Below are 24,187 nucleotides of genomic sequence, written 5' to 3'. Positions count from 1 at the left end.
CCTGTCGCGGCCTCAAAAAGTTGATGTTTAACGCAGAAAGTCAGCGGAAGCGGGCGCGGACTGCGGCCCAACACTTTCCGATCAATGTGATGTTTTGATGCTCGCCGGTACGCAGAGTGAGCAGCGAGTCATAGTACGGGCGTGCCTCTTGAATATGAGGCAGGTTCGATACAAGAAGAGCGAAGTGCATGATGTTTCTCCGTCCGGGCTATGGCCCGGAGCGTCGTTCCGGTTTGCCTGCCCGAAGGCCTGAACCATGACGTCAATGCTCAATGTTCGAGTGACGGGAAACGGTGCAGCCTCCGCTCAGGCGGAAGAAAAACTGGATGGAGGTAAGGGACAAGAGTCACCGTCGGGCATAGGGGCTCCTTCCTCGTGCCAGATGCACGAGCGCGTTTATTCAATCAAGACCCGTACTGTTCACAAGGACCGTACGGACGTGAACGGACAACGCTGCGCGAATCGAAGTGCGCAACGCGGGAAGCACGAACGAGCGCAATCGCGCCGGTTTGTGCGTAGCTATTTGAAGGTGCGAGGGGAGTATTGCGACGAATACTGCGACGCGCACCGTCCCGCCTGATGGCGGGACGGCGGCTTGATGGGGCGGACGTCCTGCCGGTCAGGCGGTCAAACTGCTCGAAGATCGACTACTACAGGGTTCCAAGGCATTAGCCCCAATCGTTGAAAACGAACGAATCGTAAACACCACGAAAGGCTATGTCAAGCAGACCGAAGGAAAATCTGCGAGGAGATGGTTTGGGGAATTTTGAGAGAGTCTCAACCCATGCGCGAGTTCTATTGATTCCCATAGCGACGCACAAAAAAATGGCGCCGCAGGCATTCAGCCCGCGGCGCCATTTCGTGGCGCTACGACGCGAACAACACGCCGTAGCCCGACAGCACACTTACATCGTTACGGTGTCGGCAACTTCCTTGAAGTCTTCGATCTGGTCGAAGTTCATGTATTGATAGATCTTGTCGCCGTTGGCGTTGAGCACGCCCATGTCGGCCATGTACTCTTCCCTGGTCGGGATCTTGCCCAGACGCGAGCAGATCGCCGCCAGTTCCGCCGAGCCGAGGTACACGTTCGTGTTCTTGCCGAGGCGGTTCGGGAAGTTGCGGGTCGAAGTCGACATGACCGTCGCACCTTCGCGCACCTGGGCCTGGTTACCCATGCACAGCGAGCAGCCCGGCATTTCGGTACGCGCACCAGCCGTGCCGAACACGCCGTAGTGGCCTTCCTCGGTCAGTTGCTTCTGATCCATCTTGGTCGGCGGAGCCACCCACAGCTTGACCGGAATGTCGCGCTTGCCTTCGAGCAGCTTCGACGCGGCGCGGAAGTGACCGATGTTGGTCATGCACGAGCCGATGAACACTTCGTCGATCTTGGCACCCGCCACGTCCGACAGCGTCTTCACGTCGTCCGGATCGTTCGGGCAAGCCACGATCGGCTCGTGGATGTCGGCGAGATCGATCTCGATGACGGCTGCGTACTCGGCGTCGGCATCCGGCGACAGCAGTTGCGGGTCGGCCAGCCACTGCTCCATCGCCTTGATGCGGCGCTGCAGGCTGCGCGGGTCCTGGTAGCCCTGGGCGATCATCCACTTCAGCAGCGTGACGTTGCTGTTCAGGTATTCGATGATCGGTTCCTTGTTCAGGTGCACCGTGCAACCGGCGGCCGAACGCTCGGCGGAAGCATCCGACAGTTCGAACGCTTGCTCGACCTTAAGATCGGGCAGGCCTTCGATTTCGAGAATGCGGCCGGAGAAGATGTTCTTCTTGCCTTGCTTGGCAACCGTCAGCGTGCCTTGCTTGATCGCGTACAGCGGAATCGCGTTGACGAGATCACGCAGCGTCACGCCCGGCTGCATCTTGCCCTTGAAGCGGACCAGCACCGATTCAGGCATGTCCAGCGGCATCGTGCCGGTGGCGGCCGCGAAGGCGACCAGACCCGAACCTGCCGGGAAGCTGATACCGATCGGGAAGCGCGTGTGCGAGTCGCCGCCGGTGCCGACGGTGTCGGGCAGCAGCATGCGATTCAGCCACGAGTGGATCACGCCGTCGCCCGGGCGCAGCGCGATGCCGCCACGGTTGCTGATGAAGTTCGGCAGCGTCTGGTGGGTCTTCACGTCCACCGGCTTCGGATAAGCGGCGGTGTGGCAGAACGACTGCATCACGAGATCGGCCGAGAAGCCGAGGCACGCCAGGTCCTTCAGTTCGTCGCGCGTCATCGGGCCCGTGGTGTCCTGCGAGCCGACCGAGGTCATCTTCGGTTCGCAGTACGTGCCCGGGCGGACGCCCTGGCCTTCCGGCAGACCGCAAGCACGGCCGACCATCTTCTGCGCCAGCGAGAAGCCCTTGCCGCTGTTGGCCGGCTGCTGCGGCAGGCGGAACAGCGTCGACGGAGCGAGACCCAGCGCTTCACGCGCCTTGGCGGTCAGGCCGCGGCCGACGATCAGCGGAATGCGGCCGCCGGCGCGCACTTCGTCGAACAGCACGTCGGACTTGACCTGGAACTCGGCGATCACTTCGCCGTTCTTCAGGGCTTTGCCTTCGTACGGGCGCAGTTCGACCACGTCGCCCATTTCCATCTTCGACACGTCGAGTTCGATCGGCAGCGCGCCGGCGTCTTCCATCGTGTTGTAGAAGATCGGAGCGATCTTGCCGCCGAGGCACACGCCACCGAAGCGCTTGTTCGGGATGAAGGGGATGTCTTCGCCCGTGAACCACAGCACCGAGTTGGTGGCCGACTTGCGCGAAGAGCCGGTGCCAACCACGTCGCCCACGTATGCGACCAGGTGGCCCTTTTCCTTCAGCGACTCGATGAACTTGACCGGGCCGCGCTTGCCGTCTTCTTCCGGCGTGATGCCGGGGCGCGCGTTCTTCAGCATCGCCAGCGCGTGCAGCGGGATGTCCGGGCGGGTGGTCGCGTCCGGGGCCGGGGACAGGTCGTCGGTATTGGTTTCGCCCGTCACCTTGAACACGGTGATGGTCAGGCTTTGCGGCACTTCGGGACGGCTCGTGAACCATTCGGCGTCGGCCCAGCTTTGCATCACGGCCTTCGCGTTGGCGTTGCCCTTGTCGGCCAGTTCCTTGACGTCGTGGAACTGGTCGAACATCAGCAGGGTCTTCTTCAGCGCGTCGGCGGCCACGGTGCCCACTTCGGCGTCGGACAGCAGTTCGATCAGCGGCTGGATGTTGTAGCCGCCCAGCATCGTGCCGAGCAGTTCGGTGGCACGGGCGCGCGAGATCAGCGCGCAGGCGGTCTCGCCTTTGGCCACGGCGGCGAGGAAACCTGCCTTCACGCGGGCGGCTTCGTCCACGCCGGCGGGCACGCGATTGGTGATCAGGTCGAGCAGCGTCTGCTCTTCGCCAGCGGGCGGGTTGGTCAGGAGTTCGACCAGCTCGGCGGTCTGCTGAGCCGTCAGCGGCAGGGGAGGAATGCCGAGCGCGGCGCGTGCGGCCACGTGAGCACGAAAGTTTTCAAGCATGGGGGACCTGCTGGTATTTGCGTTTCAGGGAAAGGCTTTTTAGGCACTCCAAGCTGTGCCGGGCACTGCTTCGATCGCGATTTTAATTGCAATACCCCTCCACGGTCAAATGTCTTATGTCTTATATAAGAGTTGGGCCTGTAAACCGGCGAGGCGCGATGCGCTTCGGGTGCTGTGCGCACGCCTGCCCCGCCACCGCAAAAGCACCGACTGTGTAAGCCGTTTCAATCATTCGCCGTCGCTCGAATGCTTTGATTACTGCCCCCTTAACGCCTACAACAGAGGATGTCCGGCGATGTTCTTCCCGGCCGGATTCAACCGGCAGCGGAGGCGCAAATGAGCTATCAACTGATGGGCAGCATCCTCGAAGTGTGCGAATGCAAGGTGCTGTGTCCGTGCTGGATCGGAGAAGATCCCGACAACGGCGTTTGCCGCAGCGCGCTTGCATACCACTACGAGCGAGGCACGATCGACGGCGTCGATGTGTCGGGCCTGACTATCGCGTTCGCGGCGTTCATTCCGGGCAATGTGCTCAAAGGTGGCTGGCGCGTCGCGATGTTCGTCGACGAGCGCGCGAGCGACGCGCAATTCGACGCTCTGGTGAGCGTGCACCGTGGCGAGCGCGGTGGCCCCCTCGCGGATCTCGTGCAGTTGATCGGGGAAGTCGTGTCGGTGGAACGCGTGCCGATCGAATACACGGTCGTCGACGGCAAGGGCAGGATGAAAGTCGGCGAAGCAATCGATGCCGAGTTGGAGCCCTATCGCGGCCCGACCGGCGAGCCGACCAAGCTGGTCGAAAGCATCTTTTCGACGATACCGGGCTCCCCTGCTTTCGTCGGCAAGGCGAACTCTTTCCGCCTGCGGCACGAAAAGCTCGATCTCGACCTCGCCTTGAGCGGACATAACGCCATTCAGGGATCGTTCAACTTCGCGTCGTGAAGATGCAAGCACGCTCGCGGCTGTTCGCGCCGCTCTTCGTCGCATTGACGAGCAGCGCGTGGATCGCGTTATGGGTGTGGGACGCGGGGCCCTATGCGCGTTACCTGCGTCACGCGAGCTGGGCCGACCTGCCGCTCGTCGGCCCGATATGCCGCGAGGTGCCCGGCGCTAGCGTCACCATCGCGGCGCTGCTGCACAGCGCCGCATGGCTGCTGATGATCGCGGCGATGATGCTGCCGAGCGCCTTCCCGCTGTTCGACACCTTCCGGCGGATGACCGCCGCGCGCGAAAACCGGCGCACGCTGATAGCGCTTCTGATCGCCGGTTATGCGACGACGTGGGCGCTGTTCGGCGTAGTCGCGCACGGCTTCGACGCGGCGCTCCATCTGGTCGCCGAGCAAGTTCCGAGCTTGCTTGCCAACGGCTGGCTGATCGGCGCCGCGATCGTCGCGCTCGCGGGTCTCTATCAGTTCAGCAGCCTCAAACATCGATGTCTCGACAAATGCCGCTCGCCGCTGATGTTCATCACCGGGCATTGGCGGGGCAAAAGCGCGCGCCGCGAGAGCTTCGTGCTCGGCATCAGTCACGGCGCGTTCTGCGTCGGCTGCTGTTGGGCGCTGATGTTGCTGATGTTCGCGGTCGGCACCGGCAGCGTCGGCTGGATGCTGGCGCTGGGCGGGATCATGTCGGCCGAGAAGAACTTCCGCTGGGGCAGGTCCATCGGCAAGCCGCTCGGCGTTGCGTTGCTTGCGTGGTCCGCGTGGATCGTCGTACAGCACGCCCGCATCGCCTGAGCCGTGCCCGGCGGCCCGCGTCCACCTGCCCCGTTACCCCTATGCGCTCCCAAAGAATGCCGTGAGTTCGTCGGCGACCGCGCGCGGTTGTTCTTCTGGAATGAAGTGCCCGCAGTGACTAATGGTGCGGCCTTGGACGTCAGTGAAAAACGCTCGCAGAGGGGTCGCCATATCGGCGATGGACCCTTCATCGGAGCCGAGCGTCAGCAGTGGCAAATCGAGCATGCCTCGCTGCTTCAATTCCGCGTTCTGTCGGGCGGACACGTGCGCGGCGCGGTAATACGCAAGGCCGGCGCGTAAGCCGCCGTCTTTCTTCAGAATGCGCAGATATTCATCGATATCGGCTTCAGTGAAAGTATCGGGATTGGCCGTCTTTCGCCGCAAAAACCAGTCGAGGTATTCGCGTTCCTTGCCGGCCAGCAGCACTTCCGGCAGGTCAGGTAGGACGTGAAACGCAAAATGCCAGGTACGCCATGCACGCTCGGGCGCGGTCGGCAACGCATCGGGCAACGTCACGCCGGGGATCCCCGCATCCAGCAGCGCAAGTCGACGGACCTCGTCGGCGAACATCACGGCGTACGGAAAAGCCACCCACGCTCCAATGTCGTGTCCGGCGAGAAAATACCGGGTCACTCCGAGTTGCTGGAGCAAACCGTGGACATGGCTCGCAAGGGTCTGTGTGTCGTAGCCGTCCATCGGACGTTCCGAATCACCTTGTCCGGGCAGGTCCGGTGCGACGATCCGGTAGGTCTTTGCAAGCAGCGCCATCACGTTGCGCCACGCGAACCAGCTCTGCGGAAAGCCCGCGAGCAACACGATCACATCGCCCTGCGGGTTTCCACCGGTGACGTAGTGCAGTCTCAGCCCGTCTACGGTCGCGAACTTGTGCTCGAATCCTTCTAACCCCGGAACGGGCCTTGATGCTGGCAGCGTGCTTACGATTTCGGAACTCCCAGATGGCATGGGCGAGTGAAGTGCTTTCACGAACGAGACTCCTTTGGGTTGAGTGATTACATCGTTGAACGGCTGTTTCTCATCGGCGGATTACGTTAGGAAATAGTCATTTCCTAATTTGGCGAGCAGCCCTGGTAACTGATGCGATGCTATATCTTGCTGTGCTTAGTCCAGCAGACGCATGGCCTGCTCCGCCGCCGCCATTATGTGCGCCCGGGGCCGCCCAACTTTGCCGACGACCCTCAAACCTTGCGTCAAACTCAGCAGGGCGCGGCCGGTAGCGTCCGCATCCACGGCGGACGCGATCGAACCGTCTGTCTGGCCCAGCCGGATCAGACGGCACAACAAACGCTCCGTTCGCTGCAAAGAGGCGGCGACATGACCCGCGACCTCATCATCGAAAGCGAGCAGATCGATTGCGCTTCCGACTACGAGACAGCCCCGCTTGCCCTCGTCGCCAACCGCGGACTCGGCATAAAACCGCAGAACGGCCCGCACCTTGTCGCGGCCGGTTTGCTCCGCGTCGAGCAGGCTTTGCAACTGGCCATTTCGTAGACGGATGTAGCGCTCGAGCGCGGCAAGGAACACCGCTCGCTTGTCGGTGAACGCCTTGTAGATACTGCCGGCCGTGAGGCCCATCGCGGCACCGAGGTCGCCAAGAGACGTCCCTTGATAGCCGCGTTCGCGAAAAATCTGGATTGCGCCGTCCAGCGCGATGTCCATATCGAATTCGCGAGGACGACCTGGAGCTCGAGGCTGTCTGGCAGGATGGTGGCGTGTGGTCATGGCGCGATTATAGGAAATGATCATTTCCTAATCAAGATGTCCCCGTGTGGATGGTTTTGAGAATCGCGAACTCGGGGTGCGTCGAGCCGTGCAAACTCTAGGGCAAGGCGCTGCCTTCGGGCGAGTTTTGTACGGCATTCTTACTGTATGGCGTGAGGTGAGACCTTATCGACAGCAGGCCGCAATGACTCCCGTTGGCGGTCACTCCCTGGGCGACGCGCTTCGCGCTTCCGATACGCGTTGGCTGTCCCACACGCCTAGCTCAATCGCACGCTGCAGCATTCCGACTGTAATTGGCTCTTTATTTTTGTAGTCCTTCACGCCTCTGAGTTTTAGAACATACCGGGTAAGAATCGAAAATGGCCAAACGCTGAATCCTTCCATATTAAAATATCTAGGAAATTCGAAATCGCCGGGTTGAACGTTAAATGTTATTGCGAACGTGTTGATAAGCTTGCTCGCATCGTCGCCCGTGACGCCAAAATCGTCTTCTAAAGAACTGGATGGCTTTATTGATATTTTTGGCGGAATTCCGATTTTCTCCCGCAAGAATTCCTCGAGCTCAGCCGAAACTTCCGGTGGTGGCATCATTTACAATTCCAAAGTGTTTGCAAGCTTCTTCGGTTGCGATGCAAATGAAAAGTGTTTCGTTATCGACGGCCCGTCCGTCATAGATATATGTATTTATCTTCTTTGTTGAATCATTGCTTATGAGCTGCTCGTATTCGTTCACCTGTTTGGTGCTCCGCTTGCGTTACGTGCATCGCCTGGTGGCGCGTTGCATCACATCGATTAATGTCGTTGCCGCGCCATGAGAGTGATCGTTTTTACTCTGTGCGGCATATGATTCCCCTACTCTTTCGAAGAATTGGGGTAATGCGCTCTAGTGTCATTTCTGAAAATATTTTTGGGCCCGACTTCTGGGAGTTTATTGAGTCTTTTTTCAGCATACCCCATATCCTCGGGGGAATTTGCAAAATGCTGTCAAGATTTGCACATCCTCATTCCGACTCGAATGGCGTCGACCAGAAATGCGGGCCGTTAGCCTGGCGGTTCCAACATGTCGGTCCATAGTTGCGCATACCGTTTTCCCCGATTTACTTTGGGAACACTCGCTATTTGTCGTTGTGAGCTTGTATCGGGTCGACGTGCATCACCGTTTTAAGCACGACGAAAGTTGTGCACAGAAGAGGTGACTAAGACGGTGGACAAGTTTTGCACGAATGCCTGCTTGCGCTGCTAACCCACCCCGTCTCCAGGAAACGTCGGGTTCGGAGCGGCCACTTGGGACGATCGGCTGCGACGCAGCCCACCGAATCCGGTGTAGTCTGACGGTATGGTGCTCATTTCGGAGGCGGCATGGAACGGGAGCTAAAGCTGCGCGTTGCGAACGAAGATCTGGGCAAGTTGCGTAACGCGTCGATACTGGCGCAATCGGAAGCCACAGCGGGGGCGCCTCGCCTGCTGACGAGCACCTATTTCGATACGCCCGAGTTTTCATTTCACTGGTGCGGGGCTTCGCTGCGCGTGCGCAGCGTCGGCAAGGAGAAAATCCAGACGCTGAAGCTCGAAGGATCGGCCAAGGCGGGGCTGTTCGACCGGGACGAGTTCGAGATGCCCGTGAATAGCGACACGCCCGATCTGAAGCTGCTGTGGGACCAGATCCCCGAGGACAGCGACTGCGGGAAGCTGATTCGCGACGAGACCGTTCCCGCCCAACTGAAGCCAGTGTTCGTCACGCGGATCAACCGCTCGGCGTTTGAACTGCGCCAGCCGTCCGGAGACGAACTCGAGCTTGCTCTCGACGAAGGAACCATCGAGGCGCAGTCGGGTTCGGTGCAGATCGCCGCCGTGGAACTGGAATTGAAACAGGGCGATCCGGACATGCTGTACCGCGTCGCGCTGGAAATGCTCGAAACCGTGCCACTCCATATCGATCGTCGCAGCAAGGCCGATATCGGGTATGCACTGCTGGTAGCCGAGCACAGAGAGGCGGTGAAAGCGCAACCGGTGCAACTGGACAGGCGCGAGTCGATCGAGGATGCATTCTGCGTCATTGTGCGCAACTGTCTGGACCAGGTCCACGCGAATGAACTGGGCGTCGTGTCGGGCCACGATCCATCGAGCGTCCATCAGATGCGCGTGGGGCTTCGCCGCTTGCGTTCGGCTCTCGACCTGTTTGCGAAGGTCATCCCCGCCGCTCCGGGCTTCGACGAGGAGTTGCGCTGGATTGCCTCGGAGCTCGGCACCGCGCGCGACTGGGAAGTGCTCGCGGGATCGACGCTCGAACATGCCGGCGCCGACGGCAATACGGACGAGATCCGCCCCGTCAGAGAGGCCTGCGAGCAGAATGCCGTCGACAACCGGCAGCGCGCGGCGGCCGCGGTCGAATCGGTTCGCTATACGCGGCTCGCGCTCCAGTTGGCGCTCTGGTTGAGCCGCAAGGGTTGGCGAGATGAGATGTCCGACGAACAGCGCGACGTGATCGGCAGCCCAGTGAAGCCGTTCGCCGCCGATGTTCTGCGCCGTCGGCACAAGAAACTGATCAAACGTGGCAAGGGTTTGGCCGATCTCGACGATCACAGCCGTCACCGCGCCCGCATCGCGGCGAAGAAGGTTCGATACGCCACCGAGTTCTTCGCGTCGTTATGCCCGAGGCGGGTCGTCCGCCACTATGTCGAAGCGCTCACCGCGCTTCAGGACGATCTCGGCTGGCGCAACGATGCCGTCGTCGCCGATCAGCTGCTGAAGTCGCTGCTGACGACGGCGCCCGAGGCCGCCTCGGGCGCGGCCTTCGCACGCGGCTTTCTCGCGTCACGGGTCGCTGCCGATCATCGGACATTGAAGAAGCTGTGGAAGCGCTTCAAGCTGCTTTCGTCACCGCACTGATTGTCCGAACAAACGCGACCAGACCGCGCGCACGCGGCGCGCGCGATCCTCGAACAGGTACGACGCAGCGAGCGCAAACAGGCCGGACATGATCCCCGTCGCGATGTGTTCGAGAGCGTGAAAGCGGTAATGGCTCAGATGAGAGTAGGCATCGCCGATGGCGGTCAGGCAACCGACGAGCAGTGCGTTGCTATAGCGATTCCCGTACCACTTCGCCGCCGGCGTGAAGGTGAGCAGCAGCGCGAGCACACCGGTGAGCAGCCCGGTCTTGAATGCGATCGCCCAGTGCGTGAGGCTCATGACGTTGCCCCAGCTCCCCGGCATACAGGTCATGCACGCGCTGGTTGGCTGCCAGAAACGCTGGACAAGCAGTTTGAAGCGGCGTTTCCATGCGCTTCCCATGATGTACTCCACGATGTCCGGCGTGAGACTCCACGCGGAAATGGTACATCGCGAGCGTGCCGTAGCGTACCTGAGCGCCGTGGCGCACGAGGGAACTTCGCTATGACGACCGATCTCGATTACGCGCTCGCGTAGCGCCCGTAATCACCGCGATGCCGAGCAGAATCACGGCCACGATGGCAATGATGTGCTGCGCGACATGCAGCGCCATCAATCCCCACGCGACGCCGCCAATGAAAATGATCCATCCGACCAGATAGATGAGCAGGGTCATCGTTCTTCTCCTTGATCCACGGGTCTATCTGCAAGCACATTGCGCGCCTGATGCCATGCGTCTCTCTGTCTGGCATAGTCTGTGCTCCCCACACCACCGTTTGCGCGGCCCTCCAGGCAGCGCGAAGGAAAGCCGCACGGCCGTGTATCTGCGGCAACACCTCGTCGCTTGAGCTGGGGACGCGTCTGCCTGGGCATTGCAGACAGCAAGTTGGCCGACGTGCGACGGCGGCTGCTGATTCAATATCTCACCTCGTTCGCGGACATTCAGCCATACGACGTGCCGGCGCTGCGTTTGACGTGGGTACTCGCCCGACGGCAAGGAACGCACTGCCCCTCGCATGCATAAGCCAGATCAAATGTTCTAATCTTTCTCTGCAGCCCGTAAGCTAGCAAGCATTGACCGGGCAGCAAAATGCGCGACGCCCATGGACCTCTGACATGCCGCTATCCAGTCCAGCCCGGAATGTGTCGACCAGACCGCCCGCCCCTCGCCTGACGACGCTCAGTCACATACAGATCGCGTCACTGTGGTTTGCGCTGTTTACCCAATGGATGACGGTCGTTCCGGTGCTGGTGCCGTCACAGGTCGCCGAAATGCTCGGACGCGATGCCGCATTGAAGGAAGGTGTGGCCGGCTCCGTCATTGCGTCCGGCGCATTCGTTGCAATGATCGTGGCGCCGCTGGCCGGCGCCCTGTCAGATCGCTCCATCGCAAAACATGGACGTCGGCGATCGTTTCTCGTCACCGGCGTGTTCGGCACTGCGGTTGCCCTGGTATGGCTTGCTTCATTCAACAGAGGGGCGAGCGTATGGCTTTATGCACTCGCGTTCTTGCATCTGCAGTTCTGGTGGAACTGGGCGGCGGGTCCGTATGCCGGGCTGGTGCCCGATGTCGTGCCAAAACGGGAAACCAACCGCGCGAGCGCGTGGCTCAACGTGATGTCCGTGCTCGGCACCATCAGTGGCAACGTGGTGCTCGTCGTGCTCTATTCGCCGGGCCGCCTGTATCCGACGGTGGCCACGTTCATAGCGATCATGCTGCTCTGCCTTTGGCTGACGATTCGCGGCTCGCGCGAGCCGACGCCTGTCAGATCCCATGAACGGTTCGAACTCCTCGCGTTCATGCGTTCGTTCTATCTCGATCCGCGCCTCCACCGAAACTTTTACTGGGTGCTGGTAACCCGTCTGTTCGGCAACATGGGAATCTGGTCGATCTTCACCTTCATGTTGTACTACCTGCAGGACGTGATCGGCATTCGTCATCCGACCGGTGTGATGAACGGGCTTCTTGGTGTCGGCGTGGTGCTGGCGATCCCGGCCAGTCTCTTGGGCGCACGGCTCGCCGACCGCCACGGCGCCGTCCCCCTCGTCCGCCTGACAAGCTGGATTATGGCCGGAGCCGCAATCGGCTTTGTCATGCTGGCGTTGCGTCCGAACCTGGTGCTGGTGATCGCAGTCGGACTCGTTTTCTGCGCCGCTTACGGGACCTATCAAGCCGTCGACTGGGCGCTCGCGCTGCAAGTGTTGCCAGACGATGCATCCAGCGGCAAGGACATGGGCATCTGGCAAGTGTCGATGGTGCTGCCGCAGATCCTCGGCCCCGCGGCGACCGGGTGGATGCTGTCGTGGGTCAAGGCGCTTGCTGGTGCCGGAACCGCCTATGTCGTCGCGTTCGTCGTCGCAGCGGGGTGGTTCGTGCTCGCGGCGTGGTTCGTCTCGCACATCAGGATTGCTTCGCAGCAACACGTATCCACCGGGCTCGCCGGGCGATCGTCATAGAGCGACGCCCCGCCTGTTGCAGGTTCATCCGGTCGTAACGGAGGCAGAAATGGCTCTCGCAGACGGCGATGTCGCGGAACAAAAACGCTTGAACGACGCGCGTGCGGCGCAGGTGCCGTGGAAGCAGTGGGGGCCGTACTTGAGCGAGCGGCAATGGGGAACGGTCCGCGAAGACTACAGCGAAGATGGCGACGCCTGGAACTATTTCACCCACGATCAGGCGCGCTCACGCGCCTACAGGTGGGGAGAAGACGGGCTCGGCGGACTATCCGACGACCAGCAGCGACTCAGCTTCGCGCTCGCACTCTGGAACGGGCGCGACCCGATTCTGAAGGAACGCCTGTTCGGGCTCACCAATAGCGAAGGCAATCATGGCGAGGACGTGAAGGAGTATTACTTCTATGTCGACAGCACGCCCACGCACTCGTACATGAAGTATCTGTACAAGTACCCGCAGCAGGAATATCCGTACCTCGACCTGATCGAGACGAACCGCAAGCGATCGCGAGAAGACCTCGAGTACGAACTGCTCGATACCGGCGTGTTCGATGACGACCGCTATTTCGATGTATTCGTCGAATACGCGAAGCGCGATCCACGAGACATCCTGGTGCGCATTTGCATGCACAACCGCGGTCGGGACGCGGCGCAGCTTCGAATCCTGCCAACGCTATGGTTTCGCAATACATGGTCGGAGAACCACGACGATCCCAGGCCGTCGCTGTGCGAAGAGGCGCCGGGCGTCATTCGAGCGCGGCATCATGAACTGGGTGACTACTGGCTCTATTGCGAAGGCGCGACGGAACTGCTGTTCACGGAGAACGAAAGCAATGCACGGCGTCTGTGGAATCAACCCAATGCTTCGCCCTATGTGAAAGACGCATTCCACGCGTATGTGATCGGCGGACAACGCGAGGCGGTGAATCCGGCCAAAACGGGAACCAAGGCGGCGGCCCATTACGTATGCAACATACCCGGCGGCGACAGCGTGACGATCCGGCTGCGCCTGAGCGCGATAAGCCGCGACAACGCGTTCGACGGCTTCGAGAACACCTTCAACGAACGCATTGCCGATGCTGACGAGTTCTACGAGCGCATCGCGCCGAAATCGCTGACGGAAGACCAGCGCCGGGTGCACCGTCAGGCGCTGGCGGGCATGTTGTGGGGCAAGCAGTACTACTACTTCGATCTCGAACTGTGGCTGCGCGAGCATGGGAGCCATCCGTTGCTGGACGGCGAGCGGCTCGATGTGCGCAACACCGGGTGGTTCCACATGCTGAACGCGGACGTGATCTCGATGCCGGACAAATGGGAGTACCCGTGGTACGCGGCCTGGGATCTGGCGTTCCACACGATCTCTCTGGCGCTCGTCGACTTCGATTTCGCGCAGGAGCAATTGCTGCTGATGTTGCGCACCCTGTATGTCCATCCGAGCGGCCAGATCCCGGCCTACGAGTGGAACTTCAGCGACGTCAATCCTCCCGTGCATGCGGCTGCCACGCTTTGGCTCTACCGGTACGGCAAAGAGCTGGGACGGGCCGACCCGCGCTTTCTTGAGCGCTCGTTTCAGGGGCTGATGCTCAATTTCAACTGGTGGGTGAATCGCAAGGACCCGTCGGGACGCAACGTGTTCGCCGGCGGCTTTCTGGGGCTGGACAACATCGGGGTATTCGATCGCAGCTCGCATCTGCCGACGGGTGGATCGCTGGAACAGGCGGACGGAACCGCGTGGATGGCGTTTTATTGCCAGTGCATGCTGGAGATGGCGATCATCCTGACGGAATACGATCCGATGTACGAGGAGATCGCCTTCAGGTTCGTCCAGCACTTCATGTGGATCGCCTATGCGATGGATCGGCGGGGCGAACATCCGGACGACATGTGGGACGAGCATGACGGCTTCTTCTATGATCTGCTGCGGCTTCCCGACGGCCAGACCATGCGTCTGAAGATCAGGTCGATGGTGGGGCTGCTGCCGCTGTGCGCGACCACCGTATTCGAAGCAGATTCGGTGACGCGGTATCCGAAACTGATGGAGCTGATCGCCCAATTCCGCAAACGCTACCCGGAGCTGCTCGCCCACGTGGCTCCGACGGATACGGGCTTCATCGGCCATCGGGAGCGCAGGCTCCTGTCGATCCTGAACAGACGCAAGCTCGAACGCGTGCTCGGATACCTGCTCGACGAGAACGAGTTCCTCGGACCGCATGGCATCCGTTCGCTCTCCCGCTATCACCTCGAGCATCCGTATGTGCTCAATATCGGTGGGACCGATTACAAAGTGCAGTACCTGCCGGCCGAATCGAATACGGGCATGTTCGGCGGGAACTCCAATTGGCGAGGTCCGGTATGGATGCCGGTGAACCTGCTCGTTCTCAGGGCCCTGATGAACCTCTACAGCTTTTTCGGCGACGAATTCAAGGTTCAATGCCCGAGCGGGTCCGGGCATTACATGACGCTTTTCGAGGTGACACAGGAAATCGTCCGGCGACTGACGGGTACCTTCCTGCGCGATGCGGATGGAAGACGTCCCGTCTACGGCGGAACCAGCAAATTTCAGGACGATCCGCACTGGCGCGACCTGATCCTGTTCTACGAGTATTTCCACGGCGACAACGGTGCAGGGCTCGGGGCCAGTCATCAGACGGGCTGGACGGGCCTCGTCGCACCTCTGTTGGACATGTTCGGGCGGATCGACGCTCGAGCCGTGCTCGACAGCGACCGCTGGCGCGTGATGGCCGGCGCTTCCGCGCATGAGGCAGGCGGCGGCGACAATGCTCTCAACGCGCACCGTCCGTGACCATCGATCCGGACGTCTTGAGGCCAATGACTATGCTCAGGAGGCTCAAAAGCGTCACAGTAGCGGCCAGGATCGCGGCCAGATGCAGACCTTCGGCAAGATGGTCGAACTCCGGCCGCACAAGGGCGCCGAACAACCCCACGCCGAGCACGCCGCCAATCTGACGCGCGGTGTTCAACACGCCGGACGCAATGCCCATGTACGACGGTTCCACGTGCGCCAGCACCGCGGTGTTGATCGACGGCACCGCGAGCGCCACACCGACGCCAACACTCAGCAGAGGCAATGCGACTGCTAGCGCGCTGCTATCCACCCGCACGAACGCAAGCGAAACATAGCCGAGCGCCGCCAGTGCCTGGCCGACAAGCATCGGCAGGCGATAACCGAAGCGCGCCGTCAGCGAGCCCGACGCGACGTTTGCGACCGCGACCACCGCCGTCATCGGCAGGAACGCGAGGCCGGTTTCGAGCGGCGTGTCGTGACGCGCGCTCTGGAAAAACAGACTCATCGCAAACATCAGTCCGTAGTAGCCGAAATTCAGCGACAGCCCCGTTAGCGCGCTGACGTTCACCACGGCATGGCGGAACAGCGCGAGCGGTAAAAGCGGCTGCGCCTGCCGCGCCTCGACGATGACGAACAGCCCGCCCGCAACGGCCGCGACGGCCATTCCCGTCAATACGGTCATGCCAGTCCAGCCCAGTCTGCCGCTTTCGACAACCGCATACGTCAGCCCGACCAACGCAACGACGGCAAGCGTCTGGCCGGCCAGGTCGATGCGACGGGTCGCATGACCCTGCGTGTCGGGTGCATGAGCGATGGTCAGCCAGATGCCCGCGACGCCAATGGGCACGTTGATCAGAAAAATGGCCGGCCAGCCGAAGCGGTCGACGAGCACGCCGCCGACCAGCGGACCCGCCCCGAGCGCGAGCGCCGCCGTGCCCGCCCAGACGCTGACCGCCCTGGCCCGTGCATGCGGGTCCGGAAACGCCGCGCCGAGCAGCGCCAGCGACGACGGCACGCACAGCGCCGCGCCGATGCCCTGCACCATCCGCGACCCAACCAGCAGCGCCGCGCCATCCGACAGCCCGCACCCCACCGATGCGCAGGTAAACACCACGAACCCGGCGACAAACATGCGGCGCGCGCCGAACCGGTCGGCCAACGCGCCGGCGGTCAGCAGGAGGCTCGCGAACGCCAGCGTGTACGCGTTGACGACCCATTCCAGCGCCGTCGAATCGAGGCCGAGGCCATCGCGGATTCGTGCGAGCGCGACGTTTACCACCGTGACGTCGAGACAGATGATGACGAAGCCGAGGCTCGTCGCGAGCAAGGCAAGACGTGGTGACCGGGCCGGTGAGCTGAGCTGTTTGCGCATGATGTCCGTGCATGAAGTCGGGCGATGCGGAACCGGGATGGGCCGCAAGCGCCGTGTACGCGGACTGTATTCCCACAGCGAAGATTGATAAACGGACGGCAAATAGCAACAGAACCAATTATTATTGGGGAATGGATCTCCTCAAAGCGATGACCGTGTTCGTGCGCGTAGTCGAAAGCGGCAGCCTGACGGCGGCGGCGGTGGCATGCGATCTGTCGCCGACGATGGTCGGCAATCACCTTCAGGCGCTGGAAACGCGGCTAGGCGCGACACTCATCCATCGCACCACGCGCAAGCAGCAGATCAGCGCGTTTGGGCAGGCCTACTATGAACGATGCATCGAGATTCTGGGGCTGATCGACGATTCGGAACGGCTCGCGCTCGATCACCTCGCGACGCCACGCGGACGGCTGCGCGTAACCGCGCCCGTCGTGTTCAGCAACGAATGCCTGATGCCGGTGATCGCGGACTACTGCGAGCGCTATCCCGATGTGAAGCTCGATATCGTCGCCACCGATGCGCTGTCGGACCTGCTCGACGACGGCTTCGAGGCGGCGGTTCGGATCGGCGCGCTGGGCAATCCGGATCTCGTCGCGCGGCCTCTGCAGCCGTACCGTCTGGTGTTGTGCGCGTCACGCGCGTATCTGGCAACGCATGGCACGCCGTCATCGCCCGACGCGCTGCGCGCGCATCAGTGCCTGACGTACGCGTATCCGCCGCGCTCGGAATGGCACGCGGCGCAGGCCGAATGGAGTTTGGAGGGTCCTGACGGCCGCCTGAGCGTGCCCGTCGACGGCAGGCTGAGGATAGACAATGCGGAAGCGCTGCGACGAGCGGTGTTGCGCGGCCTGGGCATCGCAATGCTGCCCGAGGTCCTGGTGGCCGCGGATCTGCGAGCGAAGCGGTTGGTCGAAGTGCTGCCGGCGTTTGCCGCGCCCGAGCGGCCGCTGAACCTGCTGTATCTGCGTGAGCGGCGGACGTCGCCGAAGCTTCGGAGCTTTATTGAATTTATGGTCGAGCGCTTCGGCGCGGAAGCGGCATCGCACAACGGCGCTTGACCAACCCACTCTCAATGCGAATCCTGTTGTCGCCTGCGTAGGTTGTCGCGCACACGACGAGCGACCAGAACCGTCAGGTAGTCCGTGATTCGTGCCCCTTCGCTGTATTCGATCCACGTCTGCGCGTACATTTGCGAGACCGTTTCCTCTGGCGTGTTGGTAGCGGCGGCAATCTGCTTGATGACTTCCTCGACGTTGCGCGTGACCATTGCCTGGCTCCCAGCGTGCGGTGATAAAAGACCGTCACGCGCACGTTACCCGCCTCGATGCGGCCTTTACTTGATCTAAGTCAATTGATTTCGCCCATGGCCGACCACGAGCTGTTCGAGGCGGGTCGCAACGAGGCCTTCACTGAAACACCGGTTTTCCCGACGCATCCTTGACCTTGGTCTTCCACTGCTCGCGGATTTCCGACACGACCGAATCCGGCAGCGAGATGTAGTCGAGATCGCTGGCAGCCTGCCCGCCGTTCTTGAACGCCCAGTCGAAGAACTTCAGCGTTGCCGCGCCCTGCGCCGGCTTGTCTTGTATCGCGTGCAGCAGCACGAAGGTCGCGCCGACGACCGGCCATGCGTCCTTGCCGGGCTCGTTGGTCAGGATCTGGTAGAACGACGTCTTCCAGTCCGCGCCCGAGGCGGCCGCCTTGAAGGTCTCGGTTTTCGGCGCAACCACCGCACCGGCCGAGTTCTTCAGGCTGGCGTAGACCATGTTGTTCTGCTTCGCATACGCCCACTCGACATAGCCGACCGCGCCCGGCAGCCGTTGCACGAAGGCGGCAACACCGTCATTGCCCTTGCCGCCCGTACCGGTCGGCCAGTTCACCGTCGTGCCTTCGCCGACCTTCGACTTCCACTCCGGGTTCACCTTCGACAGAAAGTTCGTCCAGATGAAGCTCGTGCCCGAACCGTCTGCGCGGCGTACCACGGCGATGTCCGTATCCGGCAGTTTCATGCCCGAATTCAGCGCGGCGATCGCCGGATCGTTCCATTTCTTGATCTTGTTCAGATAGATGTCGCCGAGCACCGCACCCGACAGAACCAGTTGACCCGGCTTCACGCCAGGCAGGTTCACGACCGGCACCACGCCGCCCACCACCGTCGGGAACTGGAACAGGCCAGTCTTCGCCAGTTCGTCGTCCTTCATCGGTGCGTCGGAGCCTGCGAAATCCACGGTCTTCGCGAGGATCTGCTTGATGCCGCCCGCTGACCCGATGCCCTGGTAGTTGACCTTGCCGCCCCCCGCCTTATGGTAGGCATCCGCCCACTTGTTATAGATCGGGGCTGCAAAAGTGCTGCCTGCACCGGTGATGTCGACGGTTTGCGCTTGCGCGGCCGCGAGGGGTAGAGCAACGGCAAGAACTGCAATTCCTCGTTTGAACAGCATGGTTTGCCTCCACGAGATTGACTGACCGGATCATTGGTTGCAGCAAGCTTCGCTCCGCGACGCAATTTCTCAACTACGCATCCTGCGGGCCCAGGGTACTTCCGCTGGACACCCGCAACTTGCGCGGGCGCGCGGTGTTCTTGCGATGATGCATTTCAATTCGCCCCAGCACGTCCGTGTCTGTATTGAGCGTTTCCAGAAGGTACGCCCTTTGTTCGGCTTTACGCATCCGGCACGGCTGCCCATCGCTCGAACCTTCAAACTTAAGCACTTCAGGTTACATTCCGTTGACAGCCGCCGCGCTGTGTTCAGTGCGGTCGGAGCGCGGCATCGTTCGATATCAGGGAGAATTGCTCGCTGCTCGCCGCCCACTACACCGCCTGAGCCGAGCGAGCCCTGCCAAGCGGGTTACTGCGTATCGGTCGGTAGTGGAATGTCGGTGAGACTGTCCTCGATCGCAGCCAACACAGCGGGCATCAGCGGCTCCCTGCCGATCCCCGCCCCTCCCAGCGCTTGCAGCACAGTGACGATCTTGTTTGCGTCATATCTACGGCCACTGCCCACTACCTCTTCGAAGTCGTTGGCCCGCTGGTTCGCCTCATCCGGATCGGCACTGACAAGCAATACGGCATGCGCGAGCACCAGATGGCCCCGTCCATCGCTCGTCCGCATCGCAGCTGGCGCCTGTCGCCAATACTGCGCCGTGCCAGCAATCTTGCGAGCGTCAGTATCGACTCCCCAAGCCAAATTGAAGCGACCGTCGCAAAATGAACCGTCCACTGCCTGGTAATGGGTCGTGACGCCGATCACGCGCAGCGCGCTCCCGATGACTTCGCATAAGTGCAGGTACACCGCCTCGCTCATTTTGCTCGGCTGCTGCTCGACGAAATAAGCCAGACTCAAATTTAGAATCCCGGGGCCCTGCGGTACGAGGCCGCCGCCCGACATGCGTAGCCAGACGGGGCATCCGCCGCGAAGGAAAGCACAGCGTGCAGATTCGAACTGCGGATAGCGCAGATAGCTGCGCGGTACCACCAAAGACTTCGGCGCTTCCCATAATTGAGCAACAGTGCGGCCACGCGCCGCTAAGTCCAGCAGTGTGTGCTCTGCCTGAAGGGGGTCGTGGACGGTCGGGTCAGGTTCGATGAATTCGAATGACATAGTCGAAACGCGAAACAGAGCAACTCTCAGGATCGGTTGCAAGACGGAATGGCCGAAGCCTCGCCGTTTCCAACGAGGAATGTGACATCAGTTTCCGAGCCGGTCAACGTTGACGTCGAACGGGCGCGCGATGCTTCACCGACTTTGAACGTCAGCAACGGTGTCTTCTTCTCACGACCGTGGAAATCAAAATCGGCATTGACAGGTTGCGTCAGGCGTGTTCATATTTATGCACCATATTCTAATTTTCGCACCAAGTGCATCGATCCCGGCATCTACGTAAAGCGATCTGCACCCAGCAAGACGCGCAATGTCCACAGCCTGAGCCCAATGTCTTCCACGAAACCACAACCCGAGCCCGGCCCGCTTCGCTATCGCCCGTTTCGCGCAATATGGATGGCAATGTTGGCGGCGAGCCTTGGCGCCTGGGTGCAGAACGTTGGGGCAGCATGGTTGATGACTTCGCTCACGACGTCCCCGGTGATGATTGCACTGACCCAGGCTGCGACCACGATGCCGGCCTTCCTGCTCGGGATGCCGGCAGGAGTACTCGCCGATTCGATGGATAAGCGCCGCCTCTTGCTAGCCGCGCACTGTTGGATGCTGGTCTCGTCGATCTTTTTTTATGTTCTGTTGATGCTGGATGCAATCGATCCAGTCAGACTGCTGATCTTCACCTTTTTGCTCGGTTCAGGCAGTGCCGTATCAGTTCCGGCCTGGCAATCCTCAACCGCGGAAGCAGTGCCTCGAGCGGCGTTGCTCTCTGCGATCGCTCTCAATGGAGTCGCTTTCAATGGCGCGCGCGCAGTGGGCCCCGCGTTGGCAGGGGCAGTCATCGCTGGGATAGGATCGTATGCAGTGTTCGCATTAACGACCGGGCTATTTGCGGTCGCAGTGACCATCTTTTTGCTTTGGTACAAGCCGAAAAAAGAACAAGTCGTTTCAAAGCAGGAGCGTCTGGTAAGCGCGATGTGCGTGGGCGTACGCTATGTGCTTGGTTGCGGTGTTTTGCGCGGACATCTGGTTCGCACATTCACCTTTGTAGTTAGCGCAAGCGCGTTGTGGGCGCTACTGCCGATCGTAGCGAAAAATAACCCAGGTTTAGGCGGCGGCGGGTACGGTACGATGCTGGGGAGTATGGGAGCAGGCGCCGTGGCTGGTGGAATTGCACTTGGTCGGGTACGCCGCTATCTGGCGCTCAATAGTCTGGTCTGCGGTGCGTCTGTGTTGTTCGGCATTTCGACGCTTATCGCCGCCTATGTGCAGTACAGCGCACCTGTATATCTGTCCCTGCTCGTCGGGGGTGCCGCGTGGATCACATTCAACTCCACCGTCTCCTCGGCCTTCCAGGCGACTCTTCCCGCTTGGGTGCGAGCTCGGGCGTTAGCAGTTTTTTTGCTCACGTTCCAAGGCTCAATGGCATTGGGTGCATTGATATGGGGCGTTTGTGCGGATCAATTTGGTGTCTCGAAGACGCTAACTGCCGCTGCGTTGCTGATGCTCACCGGACCGCTGCTCTTGCGGCGACACCCAGTGCACATGGAGGCCGAGTTGATGCCTCCATCCACAATGATTGAATCGCAAGGCGGTAGTTGAAACCCGCAGCAAAATCAGTAGCGGTTATCCGTATTCGGCCGCAAAATCCCTGTTGCCGCTCAGCTCACGCTGCCAGGCGGCTTCAGTACTTATAGACCCCGCAACCGGCTTTTCGCCCTAGCCGTCCCGCCGCAACCAGCTCCCGCAATAGCGGGCATGCGCGATACTTGGAATCGCCGAAGTCTTTCAGATAAACATCCATGACAGAAAGACAAACGTCTAGCCCGACCAGGTCGGCGAGCGCGAGTGGCCCGATCGGGTGATTCGCACCGAGCTTCATTCCGGCGTCGATTTCTTCCGCGGTGGCGACGCCTTCCGCTAGCACGAAAAACGCCTCATTGATCATTGGCACGAGGATACGGTTCACTACGAAGCCTGGCGAGTTGGTCACGCCTATCGGCGTCTTGCCGAGCCGTTCAGTCAACTTGCGCACCGCATTGACAGTGGAGTCGGTGGTTTGCAGCCCACGGATGACCTCCACGAGCGTCATTAGCGGTACAGGGTTGAAGAAATGCATGCCGATGAAACGTGTCGGATCAGTAAGCACCGCACCGAGCGCGGTGATTGAAATCGACGACGTGTTCGACGTAATGATCGCATCGGCACGCGCCACCGACTCGATTTGCTTCAGGATGCGGATCTTCAGATCAACGTTCTCGGTTGCCGCTTCGATAATGATGTCTGCAGTCGAGAGGCGCTGATAGTCAGTGGAAGTTTCGATACGGGTTAGCGCAGAATCACGTGACGCCGCGTCCAGCTTTCCCTTGTCGACGAGACGCCCGAGATTCGCCGTCAAGGTTGACAGGCCCCTTGAGAGGGCCGTCTCGTTGACATCGGTCATGACCACGTGGAGACCCGCCACGGCGGCGACCTGAGCGATGCCATTGCCCATTGTTCCGGCACCGACTACAGCTAGCGTCTTGAAAATCATATGTTCTCTCCTTGCAAGATCGAGGTTATCTTGTTCCTTTTCATCGACGAATGCCGGCTTCGGACGCCAGCCCGCCGCGAGCCGCGAACAACGAGGGGCTCTCTATAAACCATGATGACAAGGCCTTTCGCACGATCTTTCCGGCAAGCAGCTTTTCGGCTCCTGCAGGAGGCGGAATGATCAAGCTGCGGCGGAAGTATCCTGTCAGGCAAGCATGAATAAAAGTTGCCTCGAACGCGTAGTCGAGATCCTCAGATGTACCTGGCGGCTTTGCGATGCGTGCCAAGGTCGTCTCGATCGAGTACTGTGCAAGAAGCGCCGACTCCCTGAACATCGATGCCGGCAACGTGCAATCGCCATCAATTTCCGTAGTGGACAGCGCGATCGAATACAACCGCCGCTTCGTCCCTATTCGTAGCACATCGACCAACCGCTGCTCGAGCTCGACACGCAACGCATCGATGGTTGCGATCGCGGCTTCTGCGCGGCACACAGTGAATGCATCCAGCGGCAGTTCCGAGCGTTCGAACAGCGCGCTTACGAGCGACCACTTGTTCGTGAAGTGACCATAGATGGCGCCACGAGTCATACCGCTCGCACGAGCAATGTCCTCGAGGGTCGTCGACGCGACACCACGTTCGAAAAAAAGGCATTCCGCGCTATCGAGTAGCTTCTCGCGTGTAGCGAGTCCTTGCAATTTCCGCTTCATTACTTGCCCTCGACGGTCGGCGGATGCACATTTTCTTCGCCATCAGTGATTCACTGACGGTCTGCGAAGAGACACTCAGCAGCAGCGCGGCCTTTCGACACCGAGTCCATGAACATTACGTCACGGCTGCTCGATACAAGATGCTGACCTCCGTCAACGACCAATGTCGTCCCCGTGACGCCATGGGCATTGACGAGATACGACGCCGCTTCGACGATATCCTCCGGTCGCGAACCGCGCAGAAGCGGCGTCATCTTATGGACTGTGTCGAATTGCGCCTGTGTTTGATCGCCCGACACTAACGTCAATCCCGGAGCCAGCCCCACGACTCTGATTTTCGGAGCGAGAGCCTGCGCGAGTGCGACGGTCGCGTTGGCCAGCGCAGCCTTGGTCGCGGTGTAGGAGATGTAGTCGGGGTTCATGTTGAACAGCTTCTGGTCGAGCACGTTCACCACTACACCGCGCTTCGCTTCGTCCGATACCGCGCCGTCCGGCACCACGTCGAAGAGTCCTCGCGCCAACGCCAGCGGTGCGGCGACGTTGATCGCCATCAGTTCGAGCAACCGCGCATAACCGAAGGTTTGGGCGGTATCTTCATCGAACCGTGACGCACAGTTCAGCACGCAGTCGAGTCGACCGAAGGTCTCCACGCACGCTGGTACCAGTTGCTCGACCTGTTTCTCGACCGCCAGGTCAGCGCATAGGGCGACCGATCTGCGCCCCTGCGACTCTATGTGGTCCGGTCTGAATAATTCGCTTTCGGCGGCACCGCTCACGGTGTCGACGCGAAAGCGGCGCAGAGGTTTAGCCACGACACAAGCACAAGGACGCAAAAACGCCGCAGTTTTCTGAGGATCATGCGCA

General features: G+C 60.9%; 21 protein-coding genes. 7 read left to right on the top strand and 14 right to left on the bottom strand.

Features of this window, described 5'->3' with window-relative positions; genetic code table 11:
• Window positions 1-40: 40 nt before the first annotated feature.
• Window positions 41-190, bottom strand: a complete 150-nt coding sequence (locus tag AB3X96_RS36480) for a hypothetical protein (protein ID WP_368593530.1) — start codon at window positions 188-190, stop codon at window positions 41-43.
• A gap of 715 nt (window positions 191-905) precedes the next feature.
• Window positions 906-3,491, bottom strand: coding sequence for a bifunctional aconitate hydratase 2/2-methylisocitrate dehydratase (acnB, locus tag AB3X96_RS36475; RefSeq protein WP_368593529.1), 2,586 nt, complete (start codon window positions 3,489-3,491; stop codon window positions 906-908).
• 336 nt (window positions 3,492-3,827) lie between these two features.
• Here acnB and AB3X96_RS36470 point away from each other — a divergent pair, with 336 nt between their 5' ends.
• On the top strand, window positions 3,828-4,430 hold the full coding sequence (locus AB3X96_RS36470) for a DUF1326 domain-containing protein (RefSeq protein ID WP_176122636.1): 603 nt from the start codon (window positions 3,828-3,830) through the stop codon (window positions 4,428-4,430).
• Window positions 4,431-4,432: 2 nt separating this feature from the next.
• On the top strand, window positions 4,433-5,224 hold the full coding sequence (locus AB3X96_RS36465) for a DUF2182 domain-containing protein (protein ID WP_368593528.1): 792 nt from the start codon (window positions 4,433-4,435) through the stop codon (window positions 5,222-5,224).
• A gap of 39 nt (window positions 5,225-5,263) precedes the next feature.
• Here AB3X96_RS36465 and AB3X96_RS36460 read toward each other — a convergent pair whose 3' ends face one another.
• The 3 genes from AB3X96_RS36460 to AB3X96_RS36450 all read right to left on the bottom strand — a co-directional run bounded on the left by AB3X96_RS36460 (window position 5,264) and on the right by AB3X96_RS36450 (window position 7,555).
• On the bottom strand, window positions 5,264-6,046 hold the full coding sequence (locus AB3X96_RS36460) for an alpha/beta fold hydrolase (protein WP_368593579.1): 783 nt from the start codon (window positions 6,044-6,046) through the stop codon (window positions 5,264-5,266).
• Window positions 6,047-6,343: 297 nt separating this feature from the next.
• Window positions 6,344-6,901, bottom strand: a complete 558-nt coding sequence (locus tag AB3X96_RS36455) for a TetR/AcrR family transcriptional regulator (RefSeq protein ID WP_368593527.1) — start codon at window positions 6,899-6,901, stop codon at window positions 6,344-6,346.
• A 264-nt stretch (window positions 6,902-7,165) separates the two neighbouring features.
• Window positions 7,166-7,555, bottom strand: a complete 390-nt coding sequence (locus tag AB3X96_RS36450) for a DUF1493 family protein (protein WP_368593526.1) — start codon at window positions 7,553-7,555, stop codon at window positions 7,166-7,168.
• Window positions 7,556-8,323: 768 nt separating this feature from the next.
• On the opposite strand from AB3X96_RS36450, the gene AB3X96_RS36445 reads away from it, so the two are divergent.
• Complete coding sequence (locus AB3X96_RS36445; RefSeq protein WP_368593525.1) at window positions 8,324-9,853, top strand: CHAD domain-containing protein; 1,530 nt, start codon at window positions 8,324-8,326, stop codon at window positions 9,851-9,853.
• Here the strand turns inward: AB3X96_RS36445 and AB3X96_RS36440 are convergent.
• Window positions 9,842-10,255, bottom strand: a complete 414-nt coding sequence (locus AB3X96_RS36440) for a hypothetical protein (RefSeq protein ID WP_176111297.1) — start codon at window positions 10,253-10,255, stop codon at window positions 9,842-9,844. The genes AB3X96_RS36445 and AB3X96_RS36440 overlap by 12 nt on opposite strands.
• A 100-nt stretch (window positions 10,256-10,355) precedes the next feature.
• Window positions 10,356-10,529 carry a hypothetical protein gene (locus tag AB3X96_RS36435; protein WP_013093753.1) on the bottom strand — a complete coding sequence of 58 codons (174 nt, stop codon included), beginning with the start codon at window positions 10,527-10,529 and terminating at the stop codon, window positions 10,356-10,358.
• A 440-nt stretch (window positions 10,530-10,969) separates the two neighbouring features.
• Between AB3X96_RS36435 and AB3X96_RS36430 the strand changes: the two genes are divergently transcribed.
• Complete coding sequence (locus AB3X96_RS36430) at window positions 10,970-12,310, top strand: MFS transporter (RefSeq protein ID WP_368593524.1); 1,341 nt, start codon at window positions 10,970-10,972, stop codon at window positions 12,308-12,310.
• Window positions 12,311-12,359: 49 nt separating this feature from the next.
• The gene (locus AB3X96_RS36425; protein WP_368593523.1) at window positions 12,360-15,110 is read left to right on the top strand and encodes a glucosidase; all 2,751 of its coding nucleotides are present in this window, start codon (window positions 12,360-12,362) and stop codon (window positions 15,108-15,110) included.
• Here the strand turns inward: AB3X96_RS36425 and AB3X96_RS36420 are convergent.
• Complete coding sequence (locus AB3X96_RS36420) at window positions 15,091-16,485, bottom strand: MFS transporter (protein WP_368593522.1); 1,395 nt, start codon at window positions 16,483-16,485, stop codon at window positions 15,091-15,093. The genes AB3X96_RS36425 and AB3X96_RS36420 overlap by 20 nt on opposite strands.
• A gap of 131 nt (window positions 16,486-16,616) precedes the next feature.
• Between AB3X96_RS36420 and AB3X96_RS36415 the strand changes: the two genes are divergently transcribed.
• Entirely contained in the window at window positions 16,617-17,543 is a 927-nt protein-coding gene (locus AB3X96_RS36415) for a LysR family transcriptional regulator (RefSeq protein ID WP_368593521.1), read from the top strand.
• An 11-nt stretch (window positions 17,544-17,554) separates the two neighbouring features.
• Here the strand turns inward: AB3X96_RS36415 and AB3X96_RS36410 are convergent, their stop codons facing one another.
• From AB3X96_RS36410 to AB3X96_RS36400, 3 genes are all read right to left on the bottom strand, one after another.
• Window positions 17,555-17,752: a DUF3562 domain-containing protein gene (locus AB3X96_RS36410; RefSeq protein WP_368593520.1), complete on the bottom strand. Its 198-nt coding sequence runs from the start codon at window positions 17,750-17,752 to the stop codon at window positions 17,555-17,557.
• 139 nt (window positions 17,753-17,891) lie between these two features.
• A complete protein-coding gene (gene pstS, locus AB3X96_RS36405; RefSeq protein ID WP_368593519.1) occupies window positions 17,892-18,926 on the bottom strand; it encodes a phosphate ABC transporter substrate-binding protein PstS in 1,035 nt (344 codons plus the stop codon).
• Window positions 18,927-19,334: 408 nt separating this feature from the next.
• A complete protein-coding gene (locus AB3X96_RS36400; RefSeq protein WP_368593518.1) occupies window positions 19,335-20,087 on the bottom strand; it encodes a lipoate--protein ligase family protein in 753 nt (250 codons plus the stop codon).
• Between the two features lie 48 nt (window positions 20,088-20,135).
• Between AB3X96_RS36400 and AB3X96_RS36395 the strand changes: the two genes are divergently transcribed.
• Entirely contained in the window at window positions 20,136-21,683 is a 1,548-nt protein-coding gene (locus AB3X96_RS36395) for an MFS transporter (RefSeq protein ID WP_368593517.1), read from the top strand.
• A gap of 82 nt (window positions 21,684-21,765) precedes the next feature.
• On the opposite strand, the gene AB3X96_RS36390 is transcribed toward AB3X96_RS36395, so the two are convergent.
• From AB3X96_RS36390 to AB3X96_RS36380, 3 genes are read right to left on the bottom strand one after another with little or no spacing between them, the layout of a single operon-like run.
• Complete coding sequence (locus AB3X96_RS36390; protein ID WP_368593516.1) at window positions 21,766-22,614, bottom strand: 3-hydroxybutyryl-CoA dehydrogenase; 849 nt, start codon at window positions 22,612-22,614, stop codon at window positions 21,766-21,768.
• 40 nt (window positions 22,615-22,654) lie between these two features.
• A complete protein-coding gene (locus AB3X96_RS36385) occupies window positions 22,655-23,323 on the bottom strand; it encodes a TetR family transcriptional regulator (RefSeq protein WP_368593515.1) in 669 nt (222 codons plus the stop codon).
• A gap of 50 nt (window positions 23,324-23,373) precedes the next feature.
• Window positions 23,374-24,099, bottom strand: a complete 726-nt coding sequence (locus tag AB3X96_RS36380; protein ID WP_368593578.1) for an SDR family oxidoreductase — start codon at window positions 24,097-24,099, stop codon at window positions 23,374-23,376.
• Between the last annotated feature and the right edge of the window lie 88 nt (window positions 24,100-24,187).

Origin of the sequence: Paraburkholderia sp. BR13439 (genome assembly GCF_040948805.1) — a bacterium.
Lineage (GTDB): Bacteria > Pseudomonadota > Gammaproteobacteria > Burkholderiales > Burkholderiaceae > Paraburkholderia > Paraburkholderia youngii.
The sequence above is the reverse complement of the archived record's forward strand: the minus strand, read 5'-3'. Positions and strand labels throughout refer to the sequence as shown.

Excerpts from the sequence above, each read along its gene's own strand:
- acnB (WP_368593529.1), bottom strand. The coding sequence starts at position 3,491 with ATGCTTGAAAACTTTCGTGCTCACGTGGCCGCACGCGCCGCGCTCGGC.
- AB3X96_RS36400 (WP_368593518.1), bottom strand. The coding sequence starts at position 20,087 with ATGTCATTCGAATTCATCGAACCTGACCCGACCGTCCACGACCCCCTT.
- AB3X96_RS36385 (WP_368593515.1), bottom strand. The coding sequence starts at position 23,323 with ATGAAGCGGAAATTGCAAGGACTCGCTACACGCGAGAAGCTACTCGAT.
- AB3X96_RS36390 (WP_368593516.1), bottom strand. The coding sequence starts at position 22,614 with ATGATTTTCAAGACGCTAGCTGTAGTCGGTGCCGGAACAATGGGCAAT.
- AB3X96_RS36430 (WP_368593524.1), top strand. The coding sequence starts at position 10,970 with ATGCCGCTATCCAGTCCAGCCCGGAATGTGTCGACCAGACCGCCCGCC.
- AB3X96_RS36455 (WP_368593527.1), bottom strand. The coding sequence starts at position 6,901 with ATGGACATCGCGCTGGACGGCGCAATCCAGATTTTTCGCGAACGCGGC.
- AB3X96_RS36410 (WP_368593520.1), bottom strand. The coding sequence starts at position 17,752 with ATGGTCACGCGCAACGTCGAGGAAGTCATCAAGCAGATTGCCGCCGCT.
- AB3X96_RS36420 (WP_368593522.1), bottom strand. The coding sequence starts at position 16,485 with ATGCGCAAACAGCTCAGCTCACCGGCCCGGTCACCACGTCTTGCCTTG.
- AB3X96_RS36470 (WP_176122636.1), top strand. The coding sequence starts at position 3,828 with ATGAGCTATCAACTGATGGGCAGCATCCTCGAAGTGTGCGAATGCAAG.
- AB3X96_RS36425 (WP_368593523.1), top strand. The coding sequence starts at position 12,360 with ATGGCTCTCGCAGACGGCGATGTCGCGGAACAAAAACGCTTGAACGAC.
- AB3X96_RS36450 (WP_368593526.1), bottom strand. The coding sequence starts at position 7,555 with ATGATGCCACCACCGGAAGTTTCGGCTGAGCTCGAGGAATTCTTGCGG.
- AB3X96_RS36445 (WP_368593525.1), top strand. The coding sequence starts at position 8,324 with ATGGAACGGGAGCTAAAGCTGCGCGTTGCGAACGAAGATCTGGGCAAG.
- AB3X96_RS36435 (WP_013093753.1), bottom strand. The coding sequence starts at position 10,529 with ATGACCCTGCTCATCTATCTGGTCGGATGGATCATTTTCATTGGCGGC.
- AB3X96_RS36480 (WP_368593530.1), bottom strand. The coding sequence starts at position 190 with ATGCACTTCGCTCTTCTTGTATCGAACCTGCCTCATATTCAAGAGGCA.
- pstS (WP_368593519.1), bottom strand. The coding sequence starts at position 18,926 with ATGCTGTTCAAACGAGGAATTGCAGTTCTTGCCGTTGCTCTACCCCTC.
- AB3X96_RS36415 (WP_368593521.1), top strand. The coding sequence starts at position 16,617 with ATGGATCTCCTCAAAGCGATGACCGTGTTCGTGCGCGTAGTCGAAAGC.
- AB3X96_RS36395 (WP_368593517.1), top strand. The coding sequence starts at position 20,136 with ATGGCCGAAGCCTCGCCGTTTCCAACGAGGAATGTGACATCAGTTTCC.
- AB3X96_RS36465 (WP_368593528.1), top strand. The coding sequence starts at position 4,433 with ATGCAAGCACGCTCGCGGCTGTTCGCGCCGCTCTTCGTCGCATTGACG.
- AB3X96_RS36440 (WP_176111297.1), bottom strand. The coding sequence starts at position 10,255 with ATGGGAAGCGCATGGAAACGCCGCTTCAAACTGCTTGTCCAGCGTTTC.